Below are 23,264 nucleotides of genomic sequence, written 5' to 3' on the forward strand. Positions count from 1 at the left end.
GCTCACTTCGGCCACTCGTCGAGCGCGTCGTTGAAAAGCGACGCGACGACGCCGCGCAGCCACATCGTGCGCGCGTCGTTGTGAAACTTGCGATGCCAGTGCTGCTTCAGATCGAAGCGCGGCAGCGGAAGCGGCGGCTCGGCGAGCGTGATCGACGCATGCTCGGCGACGTAGGCGAAGCCGATTGCATGCGGTACCGTCGCGATCAGGTCGGTGCGCGAGAGGATGAACGGCAAGCTCATGAAATGCGGCGTTTCGAGCACGGCGCGACGCCGGACGCGCTCCTTGTCGAGGTGATTCTCCAGAATCTCCTGGCTGCGGCCCTCGGCGCGCACGACCGCATGGCCGCATGCAAGAAAGCGCTCGAGCGTGAGCGGCTCGTTGGCGAAGGGATGATCGCGCCGCATCAGACAGATGAAGCGATGCGAGAACAGCCGCTGCTGAAAGAAGTTGTTGCCGCGCAGATCGGGAAAGTAACCGACCGCGAGATCGATCTCGCCCGCTTCGAGCCCGCGTTCGACATCGCCGTGCGACGCCGACACCGAACGCAGATTCGCGCCCGGCGCGTGCTTCGCGAACGCCTGCAGGAGCCGCGGCAAAAACACGATTTCGCCGACATCGGACAGCGCAATCGAAAACGTGTCCGTGCTCGTCGAGGGATCGAAGTGCTGCCGGTCGAGCAGGCCGCGCTCGATGCGCTCGAGCGCCTCGCGCGCCGCGGGCACGAGCGCGATGGTGCGCGGCGTCGGCTCCATGCCGCGCGAGGTGCGCACGAAGAGCGGATCGTTGAAGTACTCGCGCAGGCGCGCAAGCGCCGTCGACACGCGCGGCTGACTCACGCCGAGGCGTTCGGCGGCGCGGCTTACGTTGCGCGTCTCGTCGATGGCGACGAGGTACGGAATCAGGTTGAGATCGAGATCGTTCATGCTGGCTCGCGCGTGGTTGGAGCGTCAGCCGCGCCGCGCGACCATGTCCGATACGCGCTGCGCGGCTTCCTGAAGCGGCTCCAGAAATGCCTTCACCATCTGCTTCGCGTTCTTGCGCTGCGCGTTGCCGCTGATATTCAGCGCCGCGATCACGCGCCCCTGGCGGTCGCGGATCGGCGCGGACATCGAAATCAGACCTTCCTCCAGTTCCTGATCGACGATCGCCCAGCCTTGCCGGCGCACGACGGCGATTGCCTCCTTGAGCGCGTCCTTATCGACGATGGTGCGCGGCGTGCGCGCGACGAGCGAACTCGCGTCGAGCGCGTCGTCGAGCCGCGCATCGTCGAGCGCGGCGAGCAGCACCCGGCCCATCGACGTGCAGAACGCGGGCAGACGGCTGCCGATCGACAGATTCTGCGTGATGATCTTGTGCGTCGGCACGCGCAGCACGTAGACGATTTCCGCGCCGTTCAGGACCGCCGCCGAACAGCTCTCATGCACCTGTTCGACGAGATCCTCCATGACCGGTTCGGCGAGGTTCCAGAACGGCATCGACGTCAGATAGGCGAAGCCGAGATCGAGAATTTTCGGCGTCAGTTGAAAGAGCCGCCCGTCCGCCTCGACATAGCCGAGCGCCTGCAGCGTCAGAAGAATGCGGCGCGCGCCGGCGCGCGTCAGGCCGGTGGCGGCGGCGACATCGGTCAGCGTCTGTGCGGGGCGGTTCGCATCGAAGGAGCGGATCACGGCGAGCCCGCGCGCGAACGACTGGACGTAGGCATCGCCCGGACGCGACGGAGTGTCTTGCGCCTCGACTTCGCTGACTGGAGTGGAATTTTTCATAAGCCTCGATTCAAGACACCGGTAAAAACCCGTACTTCGCACTTGCTTCGTTGACACGACAACGAATGCAGGACTACCATGCCGATGTTCGCTAAACGAATCCATGTTCGCATGACGAACATTTCAGCGCAAGTGTGCTGACGAGCAGGTAAACCCCAGTTCGAGACAGACAGGAACGGCAATGATCAACAAGATTTTCGATTCGCTCGCCTCGGCCGTAGCCGACGTCAATGACGGAGCGACCATCATGATCGGCGGATTCGGCACGGCGGGCATGCCGTCCGAGCTGATCGACGCGCTCATCGAGCAGGGCGCCCGCGAACTCACGATCGTCAACAACAACGCCGGCAACGGCGACACGGGCCTGGCCGCCTTGCTGAAGGCCAAGCGCGTGCGCAAGATCATCTGCTCGTTCCCGCGCCAGACCGATTCGCATGTGTTCGACGCGCTCTACCGCGCGGGCGAAATCGAACTGGAACTCGTGCCGCAGGGCAATCTGGCCGAGCGCATCCGCGCGGCGGGCGCGGGCATCGGCGGATTCTTCACGCCGACGGGTTATGGCACCAAGCTCGCGGAAGGCAAGGAAACGCGCGTGATCGACGGCAAGCATTACGTGCTCGAAGCGCCGCTGCACGCCGATTTCGCGCTCGTGAAGGCCTACAAGGGCGACCGCTGGGGCAATCTGGTCTATCGTAAAACTGCGCGCAACTTCGGCCCGATCATGGCGAGCGCCGCGAAGACAGCGATCGTGCAGGTGTCGAAGGTCGTGCCGCTCGGCGAGCTGGACCCCGAAAACATCGTGACGCCGGGCATTTTCGTGCAGCGCGTCGTGGAAGTGCCGCAAGCCGCTCATGTGGACCAACTCGCCGCAGAACTCGCAGCCTAAGGAAAAGCAGCCATGAAGAAACTCACTCGTGACGAAATGGCCAGGCGCGTGGCCGCGGACATTCCCGAAGGCGCGTATGTGAACCTCGGCATCGGCGTGCCGACGCTCGTCGCCAATCATCTCGCGGCCGACCGCGAAATCTTCCTGCACAGCGAAAACGGGCTGCTCGGCATGGGCCCCGCGCCTGAGAAAGGCGCCGAGGACGACGAACTCATCAACGCCGGCAAGCAGCACGTCACGCTTCTGACGGGCGGCGCGTTTTTCCATCACGCGGATTCGTTCGCGATGATGCGCGGCGGCCATCTCGATTTCTGCGTGCTCGGCGCGTTCCAGGTCTCGGCCACGGGCGATCTCGCGAACTGGCACACCGGCGCGCCCGACGCGATTCCGGCGGTCGGCGGCGCGATGGATCTCGCGATCGGCGCGAAGCAGGTCTACGTGATGATGGAACTGCTCACGAAGCAGGGCGAAAGCAAGCTAGTTGATGTCTGCACGTATCCGGTGACGGGCGTCGAATGCGTGAACCGCGTGTACACGGACCTCGCCGTCTTCGACGTGACGCCGGAAGGCTTCGTCGTGCGCGAGATGGTGGAAGGCTTGTCGTTCGATGAATTGCAGAAGCTGGCCAAGGTGCCGCTTCAATACGCGCCGCTGTCCGAGGCCGCCTGAGAGAACCTGGAGACATAAACAATGAAAGAAGCATTCGTATGTGATGCGATCCGCACGCCGATCGGCCGCTACGGCGGTTCGCTCTCGTCCGTGCGCGCCGACGATCTCGGCGCGGTGCCGCTGCGTGCGCTCGTCGAGCGCAACAAGGAAGTGGACTGGGAAGCCATCGACGAAGTGATTTATGGCTGCGCGAATCAGGCGGGCGAAGACAACCGCAACGTCGCGCGCATGTCGGCGTTGCTGGCGGGCTTGCCGGTCGGCACGCCCGGCTCGACGGTGAACCGCCTGTGCGGCTCGGGCATGGACGCGATTGGCGTCGCCGCGCGCGCGATCAAGGCGGGCGAGACGAGCCTCATGATCGCGGGCGGCGTCGAAAGCATGAGCCGCGCGCCCTTCGTGATGGGCAAGGCGACGAGCGCGTTTTCGCGTTCCGCTGAAATTCACGACACGACCATCGGCTGGCGTTTCATCAATCCGCTGATGAAGAAACAATACGGCGTCGATTCGATGCCCGAAACCGCCGAGAACGTGGCGGACGACTACAAGATCAGCCGCGCCGATCAGGACGCGTTCGCATTGCGCAGCCAGCAGAAGGCGGCGCGCGCGCAGAAGGACGGCACTCTGGCGCAGGAGATCGTCGCGGTGACGATTCCGCAGAAAAAGGGCGATGCGCTGGTCGTCGATCGCGACGAGCATCCGCGTGAAACGAGCCTCGAAGCGCTCGCGAAGCTGAAGGGCGTCGTGCGCCCGGACGGCAGCGTGACGGCCGGCAACGCGTCAGGCGTGAACGACGGCGCGGTCGCGATGCTGATCGCCGACGAGGAAACAGCGAAGCGCAACGGCCTTACGCCGCGCGCGCGCATTCTCGGCCTCGCCACCGCCGGCGTGCCGCCGCGCGTTATGGGCATCGGTCCGGGTCCGGCGTCGCAGAAGCTGTTGAAGCGCCTCGGCATGACCATCGACCAGATGGACGTGATCGAGTTGAACGAAGCCTTCGCCTCGCAAGGGCTCGCCACGCTGCGCATGCTCGGCGTCGCCGACGACGATCCCCGCGTCAATCCGAATGGCGGCGCGATCGCGCTCGGCCATCCGCTCGGCGCGTCGGGCGCGCGGCTCGTGACGACCGCGAGCTATCAGCTCCAGCGCACCGGCGGCCGCTTCGCGCTGTGCACGATGTGCATCGGCGTGGGCCAGGGTATCGCGATGATCATCGAGCGTGTCTGACGGCATGTTCGACGCCAACGGACGTTTGACGGATCTGATCTGCGGCAACGCCGCGGCGAACGCCGTGTGGTCGCCGCGCGCGACCGTGCAGGCGATGCTCGACGTCGAAGCCGCGCTCGCGCGCGCGTCGGCGCTGCACGGCGTGATCCCGGCGAGCGCGGTGGACGCCATCGTCGCCGCGTGCAACGCCGACAACCTCGACGCCGACGCGCTGATGACCGGCGCGGCCGCGGGCGGCAATCTCGCGATTCCGCTCGTCAAGCAGCTCACCGCCGTCGTGAAGGCGCGCGATGCCGAAGCCGCGAAGTACGTGCATTGGGGCGCGACGAGCCAGGACATCATCGACACGGGCGTCGTGCTGCAACTGCGCGCGGCGCTCGATCTGATCGATGCGGATCTGCGTTCGCTGTCGGGCGCGCTCGCGCAACAGGCACAGGCGCACAAAGCGACGCCGATGATCGGCCGCACGTGGCTTCAGCAAGCGCTGCCGATCACGCTCGGTCTCAAGTTCGCGCAATGGCTCGATGCGGTAACGCGCCATCGTGAGCGGCTCGGCGAACTGAAAGCGCGCGCCCTCGTGCTTCAGTTCGGCGGCGCGGCGGGTACGCTCGCGAGCCTGCGCGACAAAGGTTCATTGGTCGCGCAAGCGCTCGCGGACGACCTGAAGCTCACGCTGCCCGCGTTGCCGTGGCATACGCAGCGCGATCGCATTGCCGAGGCCGCCTCGTTTCTCGGCATGCTGACGGGCACGCTCGGAAAGATCGCGCGCGACGTCTCGCTGATGATGCAGACCGAACTCGGCGAAGTCGCGGAACCGGCGGCGGCGGGCAAGGGCGGCTCGTCGACGATGCCGCACAAGCGCAATCCCGTCGGCTGCGCGGCGGTGCTGACCGCGGCGACGCGCGCGCCGAATCTCGTGGCGACGATTTTCGCCGGCATGGTTCAGGAGCACGAGCGCGCGCTCGGCGGCTGGCAGGCCGAATGGGAAGCGCTGCCCGATCTCGCGCGTCTGACGGCGGGCGCGTTGAGCAACATCAACGCGATCGTTCCGTCGATGGAAATCAACGCCGAACGGCTCGCCGCGAACCTGCGCATCACGAATGGCCTGATTCTCGGCGAAGCGGTGATGCTCGCGCTCGGCGACGCCATCGGCCGGCTGGATGCGCACAAGCTGGTGGAAGGCGCATCGAAGGCGTCGGTCGCGAACGGCACGCCGCTTTTCGACGCGCTCGCCGCCGATGAAACCGTCGCGCGTCATCTGTCGCAGGATCAACTCAAGTCATTGCTCGACCCGGCGAACTACGTCGGCCAGGCCCAGGCCTTCGTCGACGCCGCAATCGCCCATTCGAAAAAACAGGAGCGGTAAAACCATGCCTCTTGCCGAAGTCAACGGAACGCGACTTCACTATCGCGTCGATGTCACCGCGGGCGACGACGCCCCGTGGCTCGTGCTGTCGAATTCGCTCGGCGCCGATGTCTCGATGTGGACGCCGAACATCGAGGCGTTCGCCAAGCACTATCGCGTGTTGCGCTACGACACGCGCGGCCACGGCCATTCGGACGTGCCGCCGGGGCCGTACACGATCGATCAACTGGTCGGCGACGTGATCGGCCTGATGGATCATCTCAAGATCGAGCGCGCGAATTACTGCGGCCTGTCGATGGGCGGGCTGACCGGCATCGGCCTGGCCGCCCGTCATCCGGCGCGCTTCGCACGCGTCGTGCTCTCGAACACCGCCGCGCTGATCGGCTCGGACGCCGTCTGGACGCCGCGCGCGGCGAAAGCGCGCGAGCCGGGCGGCATGCCCGCGCTGACCGACGCCGTCATCGCGCGCTGGTTCACCGCGCCGTTCATGGAACGCGAAGCGCTCGAAATGACGAATATCCGCGACGTGTTCCGTCATACCTCGGGCGACGGCTACGCGTCGAACTGCGAGGCGATCCGCGACGCCGACCTGCGCGGCGAAGCGAAGACGATCACGCTGCCGGTCCTGGTGATCGCCGGCACGCACGATCTCTCGACGACGGCCGAGCAGGGCCGCGAACTCGCGGGCTATATCGAAGGCTCGCGCTATATCGAACTGGACGCGGCGCATCTGTCGAACATCGAAAAACGCGACGACTACACGCGCGCCGTCCTCGACTTCCTCGGAGAATAACGATGACCGACGACGAACGTTATGAAGCCGGCATGAAGGTGCGCCGCGCGGTGCTGTCCGACGCGCACGTGGACCGCTCGCTCGAGAACCGCACGGAACTGACGACGGAGTTCCAGAATTTCATCACGCGCTATGCGTGGGGCGAAATCTGGACGCGCGACGGCCTGCCGCGCCACACGCGCAGCCTTCTCACCATCGCGATGATGGTCGCGCTCAATCGCAGCGAGGAACTCGCGCTGCACTTGCGCGCCGCGAAAAACAATGGCGTGACGCAGGACGAGATCAAGGAAGTGCTGCTGCAGACGGCGGTGTATTGCGGCGTGCCGGCCGCGAATTCCGCCTTCCATCTTGCGCAGAAAATCTTCGACGAAGAACGCAAGGCGTAAGTGCTGACTTCTGCTGGTCGATGAAGCCGTCTGCGCGGTTTGCGCAGACGGCTTTTTTGCATCTTCAGAACGCGTAGTAGGGACCGGCGCCGGCGGGCGTCGGCCGTCCGGCGAGCGCCGTGAACACCCGACGTCCGTAGAAGAACGGCAAGCCCCAGTCGAAGTAGCCGCTCGCCGGCCCGGCGAGATTGTCGAAGGCGTAGTTGCCGGTGCCGAAGAGCGCCGTCGATTGCGCGACCGTGAAGCTGACCGCGCTTTGCGCGCCGCTTTGCGAAACGATGGTCGCGGCGAGCGTTTGCGGTGACGAAGGGCAATACCACACGCCGCAGCGGGCGAGCGCCGTCGAGGGAAAGAAGACGCCGTTCGATCCGCTGTCGATGAAGCTCGACCGGTACTGACTGCCGTCGAACTCGGTCGTCACGTAACCGGACGACGAACTCGACTTGAGCACGACCGCCGAGCCGAGCAGATTGTTCGACTGCGAGCCGATGCCGAAGGTCATCGTCCCTGTCACCGACGAAGCGCCGCCATCCGGCACGTCCGGCAGCTCGATCAGCACGCCGTTGTTGTCGGCGGCGAAGTTCGCGACCGGATTCGTCACCTGCTGGGCCACCGCCAGCGTGGTCGCGACGCAATTGCCCGAGGTGCAGCTGTAATACCAGCGCGGCATCGCGGACGCCGCGCAGCCCGCGCCGCAGTCCGCGGTGAACGGCCCGACGCCGAGAATGCCGTTGCCGCGCAGCGAGGACGCGCCGAGCATCGGCAGGCCGGACTGGCTGCAGTCCTGCGCGGCGTTCGGCGCGGCGCTGTCGGCGATCAACTGCACGGAGGTCGAACTCGCGACGTGGCCGGCCATGCGCACATCGGCCTTGCGCACCGCGCCCCACGTATAGCCCGTGCCGAACACCGCGCATTCCGCGATGACGGCGTTCGCGTTGCTGCCCGCGACGAGCGGCAGCGCGATCGACGGATTGAGCGCGGACGCCAGCACGCGCAGCCCGTGCGAACCGGTATCGACTTGAATGTTGTCGATGGTCTGACAGTTGCTCGTGCCGGGCACGCAGATCGTCACGCTGGTTTGCAGCATGTTGCGCGTGCTGGTGGGCGTGCGCGTGACCTGGATTGTCTGGACGTTGGGCGTCGTCGATTGCGCCACGGTCGTGTCGGCATTCGGCGCGGATGCCGGGCTGGCGGACGCGGGCGCGCTTGCCGCCAGGGGCGTGCTCGCGGTGGCCGCCGGGGCGGCCGGCGTGGCCGGGGCGGACGAGCCGCCGTTCGAGCCGCCGCCTCCGCAGGCCTGGAGCAGGGCGCAAAGCGCGATCGTCGAGAGCAGGGAGCGTGTGATCATCGTCGGTCTCCTACTCGATATCCGCGGCGCTCACGCCCGGCGGCAGCGCGCTCGTGAGCCAGGCGCGGCCGCTGAACTCGCGCAGCCGCACGTGGTTCTCGACGACGAGATCGCCTCGCACGACGTGCGCCGTATGCAAACCGGCATCGCCCGCCGACGCACTCGCGCCTTCGCGGAACGTGTCGAAATACGTGCCGAGCAGCGCCTGGACATTTGCCATCGCGGGGCCGCGCCAGGAAACCGCGTAGACGTCGCCGTTCGAATCGACGTATTCGCGCACGACGATGCCATGCGCGTCGGTCGCCTCGTGATATTGCACGAGCCCGCCCTGAAGCCGGACCAGGGCATCGCCCTGCGGCGCGTTCACGGCGCGCCCGGTCGCACCGAGCTGAGCGTGGGCGGGCGATGTCGTGCCAATCGCCAGCATGGCGAGGCCGGTCGCCGCGTAGTAAGGAATGCTGTTTTTCTTCACTGCTTTCTCTCCGTTATTTAGGACTCTTTTTATTTTGAGATGAAATTCTAGTGGGAAGAGCAAGCAAAGCGATACAGAGGGACGCGTGCCCGCAAAACGTGCCTGGATGCGAGGGAGAGCGGAAAGCCCGTTACGAATCAGCAGGTTGCGGGAAACGAAAGAGCAAATTGCCGATTTCGTTGAATGTCACAAATTGTCATTTCAACCAGATAAGTCTTAAATAAGAGGCGTGGGTGCGCCAAGTGATTGCGCGTCGTCATATTTTTGCGTCTGAAAGCAAGTTAGCAAAAGAAGCGGCGCGCGCAGCCGCCGGACCTCTTTTTTTCACGGCGCGGCGCGGGACCGGTAAAATAACGGGTTGATCCACGGAAGAACGCCCGTGGCGTAGCGGAAGGACTTCTCCAAATGACAGATTTTCGTGTGACCAAGCGGATGGCTGCGCTGTTCGCGGTGGCTGGAATCGTGGCGGGATGCGGCTCGTCCAATCCCAACGCATTCAATTACAAGAGCGATCAGCGTTCGAAGCAGGTGTCTCTCGCCGTGCCGCCGAATCTGCTCGACGAAGCGGCCGACCAGCGTTCGCTGCCGCCGCAGGGCGGTCAGGCAACGCTGTCCGATCTGCAACAGATTCAGAAAGTCGCACCGAACGCGCCCACGGTGGTGCCGCCCGTCTCGGGCATGCACGTTCAGCGCGACGGCACCGAGCGCTGGCTCGTCATCGACGGCAAGACGCCCGATCAGGTCTGGCCGCAGGTCCGCCGTTTCTGGCAGGAGCAGGGCTTTCTGCTCGTCGTCGATCAGCGCGACAAAGGCGTAATGGAAACGGACTGGAACGAAACCCATCCGCAAATTTCCGACGGCCTGATTCGCGACACGCTCGCGAAGGCGACCGGCAACTCGTACGTCACGGCCGAGCGCAACAAGTACCGCACGCGCCTCGAAACCGCGCCCAGCGGCGGCACCTACGTGTTCATCAGCCAGAAGGGCATGCGTGAAGCGCTGACGGGCGTGAACAACGATTCGAGCCAATGGCAGGCGCGTCCGAACGATCCGGCGCTCGAGAACGAATACCTGAAGCGGCTGATGTCCTCGCTCGCGCTGGCCGATCAGCGCGTCGCGTCAGGCGGCGCGACGCCGCTGGACGCACCGGCACCGGCGCCGGCTCCGGCCGCCGGCGCGCAAGCCGCGAAGGGCGGCGATGCGAAGGCCGCATCGGTCGCCGCGCAGAACGTCGCGCTCGCGGGCAACTCGCCGATCCGCAACGAGGTCGTGCCCGAAGCCACGACGTCGCAGCTGACCTTGCCGGAAGCTTACGATCGCGCGTGGCTGCGCGTGGGCATCGCGCTCGATCGCGCCAACTTCACGGTGGACGACCGCGACCGCAACAAGGGCGTCTACTACGTGCGCTACGTCGATCCGACGGACAAGTCGTCGGCGGAACAGGGCTTCTGGAGCCAGGTCTTCCACGGCCGCAAGGAGATGAAAGCGAAGCAGTATCAGGTCAACGTGCGCGCCGTCACCGAGCAGCAGACGCGTATCGCGGTGGTCGACGACAAGGGCGACGTCGATTCGTCGCCGCAAGCGCGTCAGATCATGGCCTTGCTCGCTGACCAAATCAGCTAATCGTTCTTCCGGGCACGATTTGAAACGAACCGCCTCCTTCGCGAGGCGGTTTTTTTGCGTCTTTTTTCTCGCGCAAACGATGGTCGCGAGCATCTCTTCAGCATGCACAGAAATGCGAGACTCGCCCGCGAATTGCGCAGACAATTCTTTCTATCGCCGAATGTGCGCAAAAGCTTATAGAAATCGGCGCGCGGACAGTACATTGCATCAATGGCGCGACACGCCGCCCGAACGTTCACCGAAAGCGCGCTGACCCGGCGCGCCACCGCCTAGACAAGCAGATGATCGGTTCGCCACGCGCGAACCCCGATGGCCCCGTCGCCTATCCTCGTAGGGCGACGGTTTTCGCCCGCGTTTCAATTGGAACGCGGGCTTTTTCTTTGATTTTTTCCTGGCGCGTTTCAGCGGGCTCCGGCGAGCGCCGTTATGCTCCTGCTTTCATCGTCAATTGGATAGAGGAGAAACGCCATGTCGGAAGTCGCCGTCGTCGCCATTCTGGTCGCGAAGCCGGGCAGGGAAGAGGAATTGAGGCAGGTGCTCGAAGCCAACGTCGCGCCGACGCGAAAGGAGGCGGGCGCGCTGCAGTACGACTTGCACCGCGACATCACGGAGCCGCGGCGCTTTATTTTCGTCGAGCGCTGGGAGAGCGAGGCCGCGCTCGCGAAGCACGGCGAGTCGGCGCATATTCAGGCGTTTCGCGCAAAAGCGCCCGATCTGTGCGAGCACACCGAAGTGCGCGTCGCGAGCAAGATTCTCTGATTAGTGCGTTTCGTGCGGAACGTCGAGAATGAGGACGATGGTCCAGTCGGCGTCGCCGTCGTGATGATACTGGCGCTCCGCGACGATGAACGGCTGCTGCTTGCCGGCCGGTCCGAGAAAAAGCACGTCGCCTTCCACCGGCAGGCACTCCACGGGCGGCAGCGCCAGAAGCGCGTCCTTGTTCGCGTTGCGCGGCATCAGTTTTTCGATTTTGCGCGATGCCGCTTCGGTCCATTCGATATCGAGCTGGATATTGCTCATGCTGTCGTTCGCACGGTGAGTGCGCTCCACGGTTGAATCGTTGAAAAGACGATGCGCAATGTAGCACACGCCGTGCGCGATCCATGAGGCGCGTCGAACGAAAAAGCGGCCCGCGGGCCGCTCGTTTCACCGTGCGCCGAAGCGCCCGCAACACTCAAATCGCTCAGATCGCTTCGTAAAGCGGCAGCGTCAGAAACTCGGTGAAATCCGCCGAGGTCGACATCTCCTCGAAGATTTTCGCGGCGCGATCGTACGGCTTCGTGTCGGCGCCCGACGCCCTGACGCTTTGCTTCACCTTCTCCAGTTCGTCGACGGTGATCTCGCGCACCATCGCGGCCGTGACCTTGCGGCCGTCGTCGAGCTTGCCCTTCGGCGAGCGGATCCACTGCCAGACTTGCGAGCGCGAGATTTCGGCGGTCGCGGCGTCTTCCATCAGATTGTGGATCGGCACGCACCCATTGCCCGCGAGCCACGAACCGAGATAGTGGATGCCGACGTTCACGTTGTTGCGCAGTCCCGCTTCGGTGATCGGCTCTTCCGGGCGGAAGTCGAGCAGGTCGTGCGCGGTCACTTGCACGTCGGTGCGCTGCTTGTCGATCTGATTCGGCCTGTCGCCGAGCACCTTCACGAATTCTTCCATCGCGAGCGGCACGAGACCGGGATGCGCGACCCAGCCGCCGTCGTAGCCGTCGGTGGCGTCGCGGGCCTTGTCGGAGCGCACGCCGCTCATGGCGCGATCGTTCGCGGCGGGATCGTTCTTGATCGGAATCAGCGCGGACATGCCGCCGATCGCCGGCGCATTGCGCTTGTGGCAGGTCTTCAGCAGTTCGAGCGCGTAGGCGCGCATGAACGGCGCGGTCATGGTGATCTTCGCGCGGTCCGCGAGGCAGAAGTCCGTGTCGTTCTTGAACTTCTTGATCGCCGAGAAGATATAGTCCCAGCGGCCCGCGTTCAGGCCGGAACTGTGCTCGCGCAGTTCATAGAGAATCTCGTCCATCTCGAACGCGGCGAGAATCGTCTCAACCAGCACCGTCGCGCGAATCGTGCCGCGCGGGATGCCCACGGCCTCCTGGGCCGCGACGAAGATATCGTTCCACAGGCGCGCTTCGAGATGGCTTTCCATCTTCGGCAGATAGAAGTACGGGCCGCTGCCGCGCGCGATCAGTTCCTTCGCGTTGTGAAAGAGAAAGAGCGCGAAATCGAAAATGCCGCCCGAGACGCGCTGGCCGTCGACGCTCACGTGCTTTTCATCGAGATGCCAGCCGCGCGGGCGCACGATCAGCGTCGCGATTTGGTCGTTGAGCTTGTACGACTTGCCGTTCTGTTCCAGCGAAATCGTGCGGCGCACTGCTTCCTTCAGGTTGATCTGGCCGACGATCTGGTTGTCCCAGTTCGGCGCATTCGAATCCTCGAAGTCGGTCATGTACGAATCCGCGCCGGAGTTGAGCGCGTTGATGATCATCTTGCGCTCGACAGGGCCGGTGATCTCGACACGGCGGCATTGCAGATCCTTCGGCAGCGGCGCGACTTTCCAGTCGCCTTCGCGGATCGACTTCGTTTCGTCGAGAAAGCCCGGGCGTTCGCCGGCATCGAGACGCTTCGTGCGCTCGACGCGCGCCGCGAGCAATTGCTGGCGGCGCGGCTCGAACTGACGATGCAGCGCGGCGACGAATTCGAGCGCCTCGGGCGTCAGAATGGCCTCGTAGCCGGGCTTGATGTCGGCCGGGATTGCCATGCCTTTCGGAAGCGAAAGCGAGTTGGAGGGATGCGTCATGGTTTTCTCCTTGGTCGGTCAGACGGTTTTGCTGGTTTTGACTTGGGTGTTGCCGATGCGGCGTTCCGGCTCGCGCAGCCGCTTTCGATAAAGGCGATGAGTTCGTCCATGCCGCGCCCGCTGGCGTCCGGCGCAACGCCGAGTTGCTCCACGGGCAGCGCGGCGCGGTTGATCCAGAATGTCGTGTAGCCGAACCATGCCGCGCCCGCGACGTCCCAGCCGTTCGACGACACGAACACGAAGTCGCGCGCCTGGAGCTCGGTCGCGCCGAACGCGCGCGTGCCGAGCGCGTAAGCGGCCGGGGCGGGCTTGTAGGCGCGCACGGCATCAACGGAGAGGACGTGATCGAAGAGGCCGCTCATGCCGGCGCTTTTCACGGCGACGTCGAGCATCGGCGGATTGCCGTTCGACAGAATCGCGAGCGGCACATCGAAGCGTTCGCGCAATTGCCGGAGCGCGGGCACGGTGTCGGGGAAGGCGGACAGGCACGCGTATTCGTCCATCAGGCGCTTTTCGGCGGCGGGCGTCAGCGCGCCGGCGAGATCGAGCCGCGCCGCGGCGTGCCGCAGCGCATCGATCGTGACGGTCCAGAACGGCGTGTAATGCGCGCCCGCCGGATCGGCGAGCGTGCGCAACTGCGCGTATTCGATCTGCTTTTGGCGCCAGAGCTGCGAGAGCGCGTCGCCGTGGCCGGGAAAAAGCTGCTCGGCGGCTGCGACGACCGAATGGACGTCGAAGAGCGTGCCGTAAGCGTCGAAGAGGACTGCGCGGGGCCGGACGATATAAGCGGATGAAGATGATGCGGTTGTCGTTATGGCCGACATTGCCTTGCGCTCCGTGTAGAGGTCGGTTGAATTGTATTCGTGATCTGAGTGATGGAAAAAGGCTCGCCAAATCACTTGATCTTTTACTTTTCGACACCTAATCTGAGCGCTAGCGACCACATTGACGACGAACACGCATGGATCGATTCAAGCAGATTGAGACTTTCGCCTCCGTCGCGGCGAAGGGCAGCCTGTCGGCGGCGGCGCAGGCGGAGGGCATCGCGCCGGCGGTCATCGGACGCCGGCTGGATGCGCTCGAAGAGCGGCTCGGCGTGAAGCTGCTCGTGCGCACGACGCGCAAGATCACGCTCACGTTCGAAGGCTCCGCGTTTCTCGAAGACTGCCAGCGCATCATCAACGACATGCAGAACGCGGAGGCGAGCGTGTCGGCGGGCGGCGTGAAGGCGAGCGGGCACCTGCGCGTCTCGGCGCCGGCGGGTTTCGGGCGGCGGCACGTCGCGCCGCTGGTGCCGAAATTCACGACGGTGCATCCGGATGTGTCGGTGAGCCTCGATCTGACCGACCGCATGGTCGATCTCGTCAACGAAGGCTTCGATTGCGCGGTGCGCCTGGGCGAACTGCCGGATTCGTCGCTCGTGTCGCTGAAGCTGGGGGAGAACCGGCGCGTGTGCGTCGCGTCGCCGGACTATCTGGCCGCGCGCGGCGAGCCGGCCGATCTCGCCGCGCTCGCGCATCACAACTGTCTCGCGCTGGGCGCGTCGGCGAATCAGCAGCGCGGGTGGGTGTTCCAGCAGGACGGCAAGGTCGTGACGATCAAAGTTTCCGGCACGATGGAATGCTCGGACGGCGCGGTGCTGCACGAGTGGTGCCTCGAAGGCCGCGGCCTTGCGTGGCGCTCGTGGTGGGAGGTCGGCGAGGATATCGGCGCGGGGCGTCTTCTCAGCGTGCTCGATGCGTTCGCCGCGCCGCCCATTGGCATTCATGCGGTGTTTCCGCAGAGAAGGCACTTGCCGTTGCGCGTGCGGCTCTTTCTCGATTTGCTCAAGCATACGTATAACGCAACCGGGTATTGGGGCGATTAGGCCGTTCGGAATCCTATGTACGCGCGCTGCGCGTTACTACAATGCAACCATGCACTCACGTTAAGAAGAGGACGCCATGTTCAAACACATCCTCGTGCCGACCGACGGCTCGGAGCTGTCGCAAAAAGCCATCGACGGCGCGATCGATCTCGCGCAATCCGTCGGCGCGCGCATCACGGCTTATGCGTGTCTGCCGCAGTATCCGTATTCGCCGTTCGCCGATGTCGCCGTCGAGCCGCCCGACGACTTCCACGCGCGCGCCGAAAACGAAGCCCGCGAACACCTGCGTGCCGTCGAGCGCGCCGCCGAAAGTGCGGGCGTGCCCTGCGCGAGCGTGACGAGCATCGAAGCCGCCCCGTATATCGGCATCATCGAAGCGGCGGAGCAAAACGGCTGCGACGTGATCCTGATGGCCTCGCACGGGCGGCGCGGTCTCGGCAGCCTGCTCATCGGCAGCGAAACGCAGCGCGTGCTCACGCACACCAAGATACCCGTGATCGTGTACCGGTGAGGCCCAAACGGAAGCGCACCCGCGATGCGCTTTCGTTTGAACGGCGGCGGTGGCGCATTGCTGCATGCGTCACCGCCGCCGTCCTGTTCACCGCTCTCCCTGATTCAGCCTGCTATCAAGCCACCTTCTTGTCGAAGAACTGCTCGTCTTCGGTCGAGCCGTGCAGCGCGGTCGTCGATGCGTCGCGCTCCACCGTCTGCGTCACCGCATCGAAATAGCCCGTGCCCACTTCGCGCTGATGCTTGACCGCCGTGAAGCCCTTGTCGGCGGCGGCGAATTCGGCCTGCTGCAACTCGACGAAGGCGCTCATCTGCGAACGTGCGTAGCCGTGCGCGAGGTTGAACATCGAGTAGTTCAGCGCGTGGAAGCCGGCCAGCGTGATGAACTGGAACTTATAGCCCATCGCGCCCAACTCGCGCTGGAACTTGGCGATGGTCGCGTCGTCCAGATTCTTCTTCCAGTTGAACGACGGCGAGCAGTTGTAGGACAGCATCTTGTCCGGGAACTGCTTGTGGATCGCCTCGGCGAATTTCTTCGCGTATTCCAGATCCGGCTTGCCCGTTTCGCACCACACGAGATCCGCATAGGGCGCGTAGGCGAGGCCGCGCGACACCGCCTGCTCCAGGCCCGGCTTGGTGCGGAAGAAGCCTTCCACGGTGCGCTCGCCGGTAAGGAACGGCTTGTCGTTGTCGTCGATGTCGGAGGTGACGAGATCGGCGGCTTCGGCGTCAGTGCGGGCGACGAGCACCGTCGGCACGCCGCACACGTCCGCCGCGAGACGCGCGGCCGTGAGCTTCGCGACGTTTTCGCGCGTCGGCACGAGCACCTTGCCGCCCATGTGGCCGCACTTCTTGACCGAGGCGAGCTGGTCTTCGAAGTGCACGCCCGCGGCGCCGGCTTCGATCATCGCTTTCATCAGTTCGAAGGCGTTCAGCACGCCGCCGAAACCGGCTTCGGCATCGGCCACGATCGGCGCGAAGTAGTCGATATACCCTTCGTCGCCCGGATTCTTGCCTTCCGACCACTGGATCTGATCAGCGCGCGTCAGCGTATTGTTGATGCGCTTCACGACGAGCGGCACCGAGTTCGCCGGATACAGCGACTGGTCCGGATACATTTCGCCCGCGACGTTGGCGTCGCCGGCCACCTGCCAGCCCGACAGATAAATCGCCTTGAGGCCGGCCTTGACCTGCTGCATCGCCTGATTGCCGGTCAGTGCGCCGAGCGCGTTGACGAACGGCTCCTCGTTGATCGACTCCCACAGTTTTTCGGCGCCGCGGCGAGCGAGCGAGTGCTCCTGATGCACCGAGCCGCGCAGACGCACGACGTCCTCCGCCGAGTAGCCGCGCTTGATGCCTTTCCAGCGCGGATCGGCTTCCCATTGCTGCTGGAGTTGCTGAGCTTGTTGTTGACGTGAGGTCATAGCGTTTCTCCTTGAGATTGGACTGAACGACGAATGTTGAATCGATGTTCCTGACGACTTGAGCGCCGTGAGCCGGATTCGGCCGTCTGCGTTTGCTCAACTCTTATATAAGAGTCTAGGCAAATGCCCTCTCGCGAGACACCCCTCGGGCGGAGATTTTCGGATTATTTTTCCTTATTGAATTCAACAATATACACGCGTTATATCGTATCGTGAAACGCCTTTTTCTATCTTGCAACGGACGGCATGGTGCCGCGCAGCACATCTTTTGCGACGCAAAAGGTCATTCCATATCGTGAAATATGGCGACAAGGCGAAAAAAAACCGATGCACGAGGCATCGGTTTTTTTCGAGGCGGAGGAAAGCGGTGTGGAAACCGCCTTCCGGCTGCCGCTTAGCTGCCGCGGCGCGGGGCGCGCGGGCCGTCGTTGCGGCGTGCGCTGTAGCCGTCGCGCTGGCCGTAGCCGCCTTCACGGTTGCCGCCGCGATAGCCACCATCGCTGTTGCCGCCGCGGTAGCCGCCGCCGCCTTCGCTGCCGCGATAGCCGCCGTCACGGAAGCCGCCGCCTTCGCGCGCACCGGCGCTCGGCTTGTTGCCGTAGCCGCTGGCGTTGCCCGGACCGTAGCCGCGGCCGCTGCCGTTGCCACCGCCGTTGCCGCCGAAGCGACGACCGCCGCCATTACCGCCCGGACGGCCGCGTCCGCCGCCGAAACCACCCTTGGGCGGCGCCTTGCGCGGCTCGAAGCCGGCAACGGTATTCACCGGCAGCGGTGCGCGGACAAAACGCTCGATGCGCTTCAGTGCGCCCATTTCGGCGTAGTGCACGAGGCTGACCGCGGTGCCGCTGCGGCCCGCGCGGCCGGTACGGCCGATGCGGTGCACGTAGTCTTCGGCGAACTTCGGCAGGTCGTAGTTGAAGACGTGCGTGATGCCCGGAATGTCGATGCCGCGCGCGGCGACGTCGGTCGCGACCAGCACGCGCACACGCTTTTCGCGCAGCGCACGGATCGTGCGATTGCGCGCGCCTTGCGGCAGGTCGCCGTGCAGCGCGGCGGATTCGAAACCGGCGTCGGCGAGACGATTGGCGATGAGATCGGCATCGCTCTTCGTCGCCGTGAAGACGATCGCCTGATCGAGTTCATCGGCTCGCAGCAGATGATCGAGCAGACGATCCTTGTGATCGCGGTCATCCACGTAGTGCACGGTCTGCGCGATGTTGCTCTTCGCTTCGAGCCTTTGCACGATCTCGATGCGCTCCGGGTCCTTCAGCAGGCGGCCGGTCAGCGAGGTGATCTTGCTGTCGATGGTCGCGGAGAAAAGCAGCGTCTGGCGCGAAGCGGGCGTCGCGTCGACGATCGTCTCGATGTCTTCGATGAAGCCCATGTCGAGCATGCGGTCGGCTTCGTCGAGCACGAGCATGTTCAGCTCCGACAGGTCGATGCGGCCGCGCTCCAGATGGTCGATCAGACGGCCCGGCGTCGCGACGAGAATCTCGGGGTTCTTCGCGAGCAGCATCAATTGCTGGCCATACGCGACGCCGCCGAGAATGCTGACGGTGCGCAGGCGGCGCAGATGCTTGCCATATGTCGTCGCGGCGGTGGACACCTGCATCGCCAGTTCGCGCGTCGGCGTGAGCACGAGCAGCTTCGGGCGCGCGATCGGCTGCGGACGGCGGCCGGACTTTGCGTTCGGATCGCGCGGCGCGCGCGGTTGCTGCGCTTCCTGCTTTTGCATTTGCGCGAATTTTTCGATGGCCGGCAGCATGAACGCCGCGGTCTTGCCGGAGCCGGTCGGGCTCGAGACGAGCAGATCGCGGCCGGCGAGCGCTGCGGGAATCGCGCGCTCCTGCACGGGCGTCGGGTTCTGATAGCCGGCTGCGGTCAGCGCGGAGACGATTTCGGCCGAAAGACCGAGGGATTCGAAACTGGGGCCGGCGGGCTTTTCGACTGCGGGAGCGGCCGGGGCGTCCGACGCGGGGGTCATGCCAATGTTTGCTGCGAGGTTGTCCAACGGGCTAGCGGTAAAGCTCGAAGTCATGTCGATCCTTGAAACGGGGAATAAGGCGTCGGCGCCAATCGGCATACCCAAGTCGTTGGATTCAGCGAGCGAAGAAACAGCGGGCAAATCGAAAAACGGGGGCCGCTCGCGCGAACATGCGGCGAGCATCTTGGTTAGAAGCTGTATCGGATTCACGGCAGGCCTGGTCGTTCGCGAGAACGGCAAGCGCTGACGTCAGCCTGATGCATGACGGGCCGTGAAACAAACTGCGCGCAATACAACCGCGCAATGGCCTGGCAGGAAGGGGACAGTTTCTAAACTGGATTGGGGCGAAACGCTACGAGGCGCCTTGCTGCGTGCGGCTTCGAGCGGGTTTGACCCGTCGGGCGTGCCGCTCGCAATCGAGCGCTAGCCGCTAGTATATCGGAATTTGCTGCACTGCGCCACATTTTGGCGCATGCGCCATCTCTGGGCATCAGGATGGCGCAGATGCGGAGTGCGTCGCTATCAGGCGGCTTCGCCGCGCTTCAGCGCTTCGACGAGTTCGACGTAGCGCGCCTTGGCGTCGTCGGCGGGGGTGCCCTGGAGCGCGGCCCACGCTTCGTATTTGTATTTGCCGGCGATGTCGGTGAAACCGGGTTTTTCACCTTTGACGTCGCCGATGCTCGCCTGCTTGAAGAGCGCGTAGAGGCGCAGCAGCGTGAGATTGCCGGGGCGCTCCGGCAGTTGCGTCACGTCGGTCTGGGCCTGGGCGAATTGCTGGTCGATGTCGGTCATGCATTCTCCGTTGTTATCAAGATGGCGAGACAAGAGCGGTCGATCTTAGCAAGCGAGGCAAGCGCTGCCTCTCGAGGCTTTCCTCGAACCGAGGACGCCTTCCAGACGCCTTTCGGAAGCCGCCGCTTGTATGGATCGCGCGAATGCGGCGCATGTCCCGCATTACAATACGGGCTATGACACGCACCGTTTTGCTCGCCCTCGACACCTCGACGGAATTTTGCTCCGTCGCGCTCTTGCTCGCCGACTCCGCTTCCGTTCCCGACTCCGCAACCGTTCAGTCCGCCGTCGCGCCTCATTACGCGAGCGGCGGCGTTCGCGTCTGGTTCCGCCACGAAGCGACGGGCGCCGTCTCGAGCACGCGTCTCTTGCCCGCCGTGCGCGAGCTATTCGACGAGGCGGGCGTCGCACTCGACGATTGCGCCGCGATCGCGTTCGGCGCGGGCCCAGGCTCGTTCACCGGCCTGCGCACCGCAACGGGCGTCGCGCAAGGGCTGGCGTTCGGCCTGAACGTGCCGGTCGTGCCGGTCAGCACACTGCTCGCGTGCGCCGAAAGTGCGCGGCTGCACGATCCGTCGATCCCGCCGCGCGTGCTCGCGGCGCTCGATGCGCGCATGGACGAGGTCTACTGGGCCGACTACGAATTCGATGCCGCCACCGGCGAATGGCGCACCTTGCATGCGGCGTCGCTCGATGCGCCCGCTGCGTTGCCCCTGCCGGACGCGCCTTTCGCGCTCGCGGGCAACGCCGCGGCCGCGTTCGGCGAGCGCCTGCCGGCGGTATCGGCGGCCGCCTGCGTCGATCGCGAAGCGTTGCCGCACGCGCTGCCGGTCGCGCTGATTGGCTTGCGCGCGTTGCGGGCGGGCCGCACGGTCGCGCCCGAGCATGCCGCGCCGGATTATGTGCGCGACAAGGTCGCGCAGACCACCGCAGAGCGCATGCAGGCTCGCGCGGAGGCGATTCGGTGAGCGGGGTGCTGCTGGCCGATCGGTATCTCACACCGATGACCGAAGGCGACCTCGACGAAGTCGCCGCGGTCGAAAAGCTCGCCTACGAGTTTCCGTGGAGCCGCGGCAATTTCCAGGATTCGCTGCGCAACGGCTATTACGGCGTCTGTTTGCGGCACGTGACGGGCACGCTGATCGGCTATTGCGTGCTGATGCCCGTCGTCGACGAAATGCATTTGCTCAATCTGTGTGTCGCGCCGTCGGCGCAGCGGGCGGGCGCGGGTCTCACGCTCTTGCGCGAAGCGGTGCGCATCACGCGGGCGGAGAAGCTCGAAGGCGTGCTGCTCGAAGTGCGGCCGTCCAATCCGCGCGCCATCCAGCTTTACGAGCGCTTCGGCTTCTCCGCCATCGGACGCCGCAAGAATTATTACCCCGCGCGGCATCGCTCGCGCGAGGACGCAATCGTCATGCGTCTGTCGTTTTCGAAGGAGAGTGCGCATGGCGCTCGATGAATCGCTGGTGGAGGAGTTGGGCTTCGGGCCGGTCTGGGTCCGTCGCGGAGTAGCAACTGCGGCGGCTGCGGCGGCGCGCGAGGAAGTGATAGACGCGCCGGCCGCCGTCGAGGCGCCGCGCGTGACGGAAGCGCCTGAAACGCCGCCGCCCGTCGAACTGCGCGCGGAGCCGAAGCCTGCGCAAGCGCCGCCGCCCGCTGCACAGCCCGAATCCGACATCCCGCTGCTCGATGCTTACGACGATCTCCCCTGGACCGACGAGGCGCCGATCCACGCCGAGCCCGCCCTCGTCGACACGCCGAGCGACGTCCACACGCTCGACTGGGACGCGCTCGCCGAACGCGTCGCGAACTGCGCACTGTGCCGCCTGTGCGAGCGCCGCACGAACACGGTCTTCGGCGTCGGCGATCGCGAAGCCGACTGGATGCTGATCGGCGAAGCGCCCGGCGAGAACGAGGACAAGCAGGGCGAGCCCTTCGTCGGCCAGGCGGGCAAGCTGCTCGACAACATGCTGCGCGCGCTCGCGCTGTCGCGGCAGACGAACGTGTATATCGCCAACGTGATCAAATGCCGGCCGCCCGGCAACCGCAATCCCGAACTCGATGAAGTCGCACGCTGCGAGCCGTACTTGCAGCGCCAGGTCGAGCTCGTGAAGCCGAAAGTCATCGTCGCGATGGGGCGCTTCGCCGCGCAAAGCCTGCTGAAGAACGAAGCCAGCATCGCGTCGATGCGCGGGCGCGTGCACGCGTATCGCGGCGTACCGGTCATCGTCACGTATCACCCGGCGTATCTGTTGCGCAGCCTGCAGGACAAGTCGAAGGCGTGGGCCGATCTCTGCCTCGCGCGCAACACGTATCGCGAGGCGCTCGCCGCGCTCGGCGTCGAGCAGGGAGCGCAGAAGGACGGCGTCTGATGACCGCGCCGCCAAGCGGGCTCGCGCGCCTCGTCGACGGTTTCGACGACGTCACCGTGCGCGATCTCGCGTGGCTGCTCTTCGCGCCCGATCTGCTTCGCGAGGGCGACATTGCGCTGGCGCGTCCGCTCGCGACGGACGCCGAGCGCGACGCGACGCTCGCGTGGCTTCGCGCGCTCGACGCCGCGCCGCAATTGCTGCACGATCACGCGCGCAATCCCAAGTTCACGCGCCTGGGCATCTACGCCGAAAGTCTCGTCCGCTATTTTCTCGCGCACGGTCCCGCGGCGCGTCTGGTCGCGGCGAACGTGCCGTTGCGGCGTCAGCGGCGCACCATCGGCGAATGCGATTTTCTGCTCGAAGCGGCGAACGGCGCGCGCTTGCATTGGGAACTCGCGGTGAAGTTCTACCTGCATATCGGCGATGGCGACGCATCTCGTGCGGCGCGTCTGTCGGACTATGTCGGCCCGAATTTGCAGGATCGCTTCGATCTGAAGCACGCGCGGCTCGTCACGCATCAGCTCGCGCTCACCACACGCGCGGAATTCGCCGCGCTCGGCTTCGAAGGGCCGTGGCGCGCGCAATTGTTCATCAAGGGGCGGCTTTTCTATCACGGCGTCGAGGGCGAGGGGACCGAACCCGCGCCCGAGGTCGGCGACGATCACCTGCGTGGATGGTGGCTGACGGCGTCGGAGTGGCGCGAGGCGCGCGCAAAAGCCCCCGGCGATGAACGCGCGTGGGTCGTGCAGCCGCGCATGGCGTGGCTCGCGTCGCGCCGGCTCGATGCGGCGGCGGCCGCGACGCTCGTCGCGGAATCGGACGCCATTCGAACGCGTCTGGAAGGCACGGCCGCGCCGACGATGATCGCGGCCTACGCGCGCGACGACGCGGGCGACTGGACGGAGGAATCGCGCGGCTTCATCGTGCCGGACGGCTGGCCCGAAGCGGCGCGCGCGTTCGCGGCGTCGGCCGGCTAAGCGCCGCCGCG

24 protein-coding genes are annotated in these 23,264 nt (G+C 65.2%); 14 read left to right on the top strand and 10 right to left on the bottom strand.

The window, feature by feature from the left end:
* Positions 1-2: 2 nt before the first annotated feature.
* Positions 3-926, bottom strand: coding sequence for a LysR family transcriptional regulator (locus AWB70_RS05420; protein ID WP_053567952.1), 924 nt, complete (start codon positions 924-926; stop codon positions 3-5).
* Positions 927-950: 24 nt separating this feature from the next.
* On the bottom strand, positions 951-1,766 hold the full coding sequence (locus AWB70_RS05425) for an IclR family transcriptional regulator (RefSeq protein WP_053567953.1): 816 nt from the start codon (positions 1,764-1,766) through the stop codon (positions 951-953).
* A gap of 181 nt (positions 1,767-1,947) precedes the next feature.
* On the opposite strand from AWB70_RS05425, the gene AWB70_RS05430 reads away from it, so the two are divergent.
* The 6 genes from AWB70_RS05430 to pcaC are packed head-to-tail and all read left to right on the top strand — an operon-like array spanning position 1,948 to position 7,090.
* Positions 1,948-2,652 carry a 3-oxoacid CoA-transferase subunit A gene (locus AWB70_RS05430; RefSeq protein ID WP_014191079.1) on the top strand — a complete coding sequence of 235 codons (705 nt, stop codon included), beginning with the start codon at positions 1,948-1,950 and terminating at the stop codon, positions 2,650-2,652.
* A gap of 12 nt (positions 2,653-2,664) precedes the next feature.
* Positions 2,665-3,321 carry a 3-oxoacid CoA-transferase subunit B gene (locus AWB70_RS05435; protein ID WP_053567954.1) on the top strand — a complete coding sequence of 219 codons (657 nt, stop codon included), beginning with the start codon at positions 2,665-2,667 and terminating at the stop codon, positions 3,319-3,321.
* Positions 3,322-3,342: 21 nt separating this feature from the next.
* A complete protein-coding gene (gene pcaF, locus AWB70_RS05440) occupies positions 3,343-4,545 on the top strand; it encodes a 3-oxoadipyl-CoA thiolase (protein ID WP_053567955.1) in 1,203 nt (400 codons plus the stop codon).
* Positions 4,546-4,549: 4 nt separating this feature from the next.
* Positions 4,550-5,911 (top strand): 3-carboxy-cis,cis-muconate cycloisomerase, encoded by a 1,362-nt coding sequence (locus tag AWB70_RS05445; protein WP_053567956.1) that lies wholly within the window; start codon positions 4,550-4,552, stop codon positions 5,909-5,911.
* Between the two features lie 4 nt (positions 5,912-5,915).
* Positions 5,916-6,704, top strand: coding sequence for a 3-oxoadipate enol-lactonase (gene pcaD / locus AWB70_RS05450; protein ID WP_053567957.1), 789 nt, complete (start codon positions 5,916-5,918; stop codon positions 6,702-6,704).
* A gap of 2 nt (positions 6,705-6,706) precedes the next feature.
* Positions 6,707-7,090, top strand: a complete 384-nt coding sequence (gene pcaC, locus AWB70_RS05455; RefSeq protein ID WP_014191084.1) for a 4-carboxymuconolactone decarboxylase — start codon at positions 6,707-6,709, stop codon at positions 7,088-7,090.
* Positions 7,091-7,154: 64 nt separating this feature from the next.
* Here the strand turns inward: pcaC and AWB70_RS05460 are convergent, their stop codons facing one another.
* Both AWB70_RS05460 and AWB70_RS05465 read right to left on the bottom strand, forming a co-directional pair.
* Positions 7,155-8,438 carry a DUF3443 domain-containing protein gene (locus tag AWB70_RS05460; protein ID WP_053567958.1) on the bottom strand — a complete coding sequence of 428 codons (1,284 nt, stop codon included), beginning with the start codon at positions 8,436-8,438 and terminating at the stop codon, positions 7,155-7,157.
* Between the two features lie 10 nt (positions 8,439-8,448).
* A complete protein-coding gene (locus AWB70_RS05465; protein WP_082378042.1) occupies positions 8,449-8,910 on the bottom strand; it encodes a DUF2844 domain-containing protein in 462 nt (153 codons plus the stop codon).
* Between the two features lie 405 nt (positions 8,911-9,315).
* Here AWB70_RS05465 and bamC point away from each other — a divergent pair, with 405 nt between their 5' ends.
* Together bamC and AWB70_RS05475 are read left to right on the top strand one after the other, a co-directional pair.
* Positions 9,316-10,533, top strand: coding sequence for an NlpB/DapX family lipoprotein (gene bamC, locus AWB70_RS05470; RefSeq protein WP_053567959.1), 1,218 nt, complete (start codon positions 9,316-9,318; stop codon positions 10,531-10,533).
* Positions 10,534-11,001: 468 nt separating this feature from the next.
* The gene (locus tag AWB70_RS05475; RefSeq protein ID WP_014191088.1) at positions 11,002-11,292 is read left to right on the top strand and encodes a putative quinol monooxygenase; all 291 of its coding nucleotides are present in this window, start codon (positions 11,002-11,004) and stop codon (positions 11,290-11,292) included.
* On the opposite strand, the gene AWB70_RS05480 is transcribed toward AWB70_RS05475, so the two are convergent.
* The 3 genes from AWB70_RS05480 to AWB70_RS05490 form a co-directional block, all read right to left on the bottom strand.
* Positions 11,293-11,553 (bottom strand): hypothetical protein, encoded by a 261-nt coding sequence (locus AWB70_RS05480; RefSeq protein WP_014191089.1) that lies wholly within the window; start codon positions 11,551-11,553, stop codon positions 11,293-11,295.
* 163 nt (positions 11,554-11,716) lie between these two features.
* Complete coding sequence (gene aceB, locus AWB70_RS05485; RefSeq protein ID WP_053567960.1) at positions 11,717-13,327, bottom strand: malate synthase A; 1,611 nt, start codon at positions 13,325-13,327, stop codon at positions 11,717-11,719.
* Positions 13,324-14,151 carry a haloacid dehalogenase type II gene (locus tag AWB70_RS05490; RefSeq protein WP_053567961.1) on the bottom strand — a complete coding sequence of 276 codons (828 nt, stop codon included), beginning with the start codon at positions 14,149-14,151 and terminating at the stop codon, positions 13,324-13,326. The genes aceB and AWB70_RS05490 overlap by 4 nt, the downstream gene beginning before the upstream one ends.
* Before the next feature lie 137 nt (positions 14,152-14,288).
* On the opposite strand from AWB70_RS05490, the gene AWB70_RS05495 reads away from it, so the two are divergent.
* Positions 14,289-15,194, top strand: coding sequence for a LysR family transcriptional regulator (locus AWB70_RS05495; protein ID WP_053567962.1), 906 nt, complete (start codon positions 14,289-14,291; stop codon positions 15,192-15,194).
* Positions 15,195-15,270: 76 nt separating this feature from the next.
* The gene (locus tag AWB70_RS05500; RefSeq protein WP_014191093.1) at positions 15,271-15,705 is read left to right on the top strand and encodes a universal stress protein; all 435 of its coding nucleotides are present in this window, start codon (positions 15,271-15,273) and stop codon (positions 15,703-15,705) included.
* Positions 15,706-15,820: 115 nt separating this feature from the next.
* Here AWB70_RS05500 and aceA read toward each other — a convergent pair whose 3' ends face one another.
* From aceA to AWB70_RS05515, 3 genes are all read right to left on the bottom strand, one after another.
* On the bottom strand, positions 15,821-17,128 hold the full coding sequence (aceA, locus tag AWB70_RS05505) for an isocitrate lyase (protein WP_014191094.1): 1,308 nt from the start codon (positions 17,126-17,128) through the stop codon (positions 15,821-15,823).
* A gap of 394 nt (positions 17,129-17,522) precedes the next feature.
* The gene (locus AWB70_RS05510) at positions 17,523-19,166 is read right to left on the bottom strand and encodes a DEAD/DEAH box helicase (protein WP_053567963.1); all 1,644 of its coding nucleotides are present in this window, start codon (positions 19,164-19,166) and stop codon (positions 17,523-17,525) included.
* Positions 19,167-19,634: 468 nt separating this feature from the next.
* On the bottom strand, positions 19,635-19,904 hold the full coding sequence (locus AWB70_RS05515) for an acyl-CoA-binding protein (protein ID WP_053567964.1): 270 nt from the start codon (positions 19,902-19,904) through the stop codon (positions 19,635-19,637).
* Positions 19,905-20,080: 176 nt separating this feature from the next.
* Here AWB70_RS05515 and tsaB point away from each other — a divergent pair, with 176 nt between their 5' ends.
* From tsaB to AWB70_RS05535, 4 genes are read left to right on the top strand one after another with little or no spacing between them, the layout of a single operon-like run.
* Positions 20,081-20,872, top strand: a complete 792-nt coding sequence (gene tsaB, locus AWB70_RS05520; RefSeq protein ID WP_053567965.1) for a tRNA (adenosine(37)-N6)-threonylcarbamoyltransferase complex dimerization subunit type 1 TsaB — start codon at positions 20,081-20,083, stop codon at positions 20,870-20,872.
* Positions 20,869-21,363 (top strand): ribosomal protein S18-alanine N-acetyltransferase, encoded by a 495-nt coding sequence (rimI, locus tag AWB70_RS05525; RefSeq protein ID WP_053567966.1) that lies wholly within the window; start codon positions 20,869-20,871, stop codon positions 21,361-21,363. The genes tsaB and rimI overlap by 4 nt, the downstream gene beginning before the upstream one ends.
* A complete protein-coding gene (locus AWB70_RS05530; RefSeq protein WP_053567967.1) occupies positions 21,350-22,276 on the top strand; it encodes a uracil-DNA glycosylase in 927 nt (308 codons plus the stop codon). Before rimI ends, AWB70_RS05530 begins: the two co-directional genes overlap by 14 nt.
* Positions 22,276-23,253 carry a DUF1853 family protein gene (locus tag AWB70_RS05535; protein ID WP_053567968.1) on the top strand — a complete coding sequence of 326 codons (978 nt, stop codon included), beginning with the start codon at positions 22,276-22,278 and terminating at the stop codon, positions 23,251-23,253. The genes AWB70_RS05530 and AWB70_RS05535 overlap by 1 nt, the downstream gene beginning before the upstream one ends.
* Positions 23,254-23,264: the final 11 nt, after the last annotated feature.

The sequence above is a fragment of the Caballeronia cordobensis genome (genome assembly GCF_001544575.2).
GTDB lineage: Bacteria > Pseudomonadota > Gammaproteobacteria > Burkholderiales > Burkholderiaceae > Caballeronia > Caballeronia cordobensis.

What these genes read in the sequence shown, in the direction of transcription:
- AWB70_RS05445 (WP_053567956.1), top strand. Translation starts at nt 4,550, where the DNA reads ATGTTCGACGCCAACGGACGTTTGACGGATCTGATCTGCGGCAACGCC.
- AWB70_RS05535 (WP_053567968.1), top strand. Translation starts at nt 22,276, where the DNA reads ATGACCGCGCCGCCAAGCGGGCTCGCGCGCCTCGTCGACGGTTTCGAC.
- AWB70_RS05490 (WP_053567961.1), bottom strand. Translation starts at nt 14,151, where the DNA reads ATGTCGGCCATAACGACAACCGCATCATCTTCATCCGCTTATATCGTC.
- AWB70_RS05475 (WP_014191088.1), top strand. Translation starts at nt 11,002, where the DNA reads ATGTCGGAAGTCGCCGTCGTCGCCATTCTGGTCGCGAAGCCGGGCAGG.
- pcaF (WP_053567955.1), top strand. Translation starts at nt 3,343, where the DNA reads ATGAAAGAAGCATTCGTATGTGATGCGATCCGCACGCCGATCGGCCGC.
- aceA (WP_014191094.1), bottom strand. Translation starts at nt 17,128, where the DNA reads ATGACCTCACGTCAACAACAAGCTCAGCAACTCCAGCAGCAATGGGAA.
- AWB70_RS05500 (WP_014191093.1), top strand. Translation starts at nt 15,271, where the DNA reads ATGTTCAAACACATCCTCGTGCCGACCGACGGCTCGGAGCTGTCGCAA.
- AWB70_RS05425 (WP_053567953.1), bottom strand. Translation starts at nt 1,766, where the DNA reads ATGAAAAATTCCACTCCAGTCAGCGAAGTCGAGGCGCAAGACACTCCG.
- AWB70_RS05495 (WP_053567962.1), top strand. Translation starts at nt 14,289, where the DNA reads ATGGATCGATTCAAGCAGATTGAGACTTTCGCCTCCGTCGCGGCGAAG.
- pcaD (WP_053567957.1), top strand. Translation starts at nt 5,916, where the DNA reads ATGCCTCTTGCCGAAGTCAACGGAACGCGACTTCACTATCGCGTCGAT.
- AWB70_RS05420 (WP_053567952.1), bottom strand. Translation starts at nt 926, where the DNA reads ATGAACGATCTCGATCTCAACCTGATTCCGTACCTCGTCGCCATCGAC.
- AWB70_RS05460 (WP_053567958.1), bottom strand. Translation starts at nt 8,438, where the DNA reads ATGATCACACGCTCCCTGCTCTCGACGATCGCGCTTTGCGCCCTGCTC.
- AWB70_RS05530 (WP_053567967.1), top strand. Translation starts at nt 21,350, where the DNA reads ATGGCGCTCGATGAATCGCTGGTGGAGGAGTTGGGCTTCGGGCCGGTC.
- AWB70_RS05515 (WP_053567964.1), bottom strand. Translation starts at nt 19,904, where the DNA reads ATGACCGACATCGACCAGCAATTCGCCCAGGCCCAGACCGACGTGACG.
- AWB70_RS05510 (WP_053567963.1), bottom strand. Translation starts at nt 19,166, where the DNA reads ATGACTTCGAGCTTTACCGCTAGCCCGTTGGACAACCTCGCAGCAAAC.
- aceB (WP_053567960.1), bottom strand. Translation starts at nt 13,327, where the DNA reads ATGACGCATCCCTCCAACTCGCTTTCGCTTCCGAAAGGCATGGCAATC.
- AWB70_RS05480 (WP_014191089.1), bottom strand. Translation starts at nt 11,553, where the DNA reads ATGAGCAATATCCAGCTCGATATCGAATGGACCGAAGCGGCATCGCGC.
- AWB70_RS05430 (WP_014191079.1), top strand. Translation starts at nt 1,948, where the DNA reads ATGATCAACAAGATTTTCGATTCGCTCGCCTCGGCCGTAGCCGACGTC.
- AWB70_RS05435 (WP_053567954.1), top strand. Translation starts at nt 2,665, where the DNA reads ATGAAGAAACTCACTCGTGACGAAATGGCCAGGCGCGTGGCCGCGGAC.
- bamC (WP_053567959.1), top strand. Translation starts at nt 9,316, where the DNA reads ATGACAGATTTTCGTGTGACCAAGCGGATGGCTGCGCTGTTCGCGGTG.
- pcaC (WP_014191084.1), top strand. Translation starts at nt 6,707, where the DNA reads ATGACCGACGACGAACGTTATGAAGCCGGCATGAAGGTGCGCCGCGCG.
- tsaB (WP_053567965.1), top strand. Translation starts at nt 20,081, where the DNA reads ATGACACGCACCGTTTTGCTCGCCCTCGACACCTCGACGGAATTTTGC.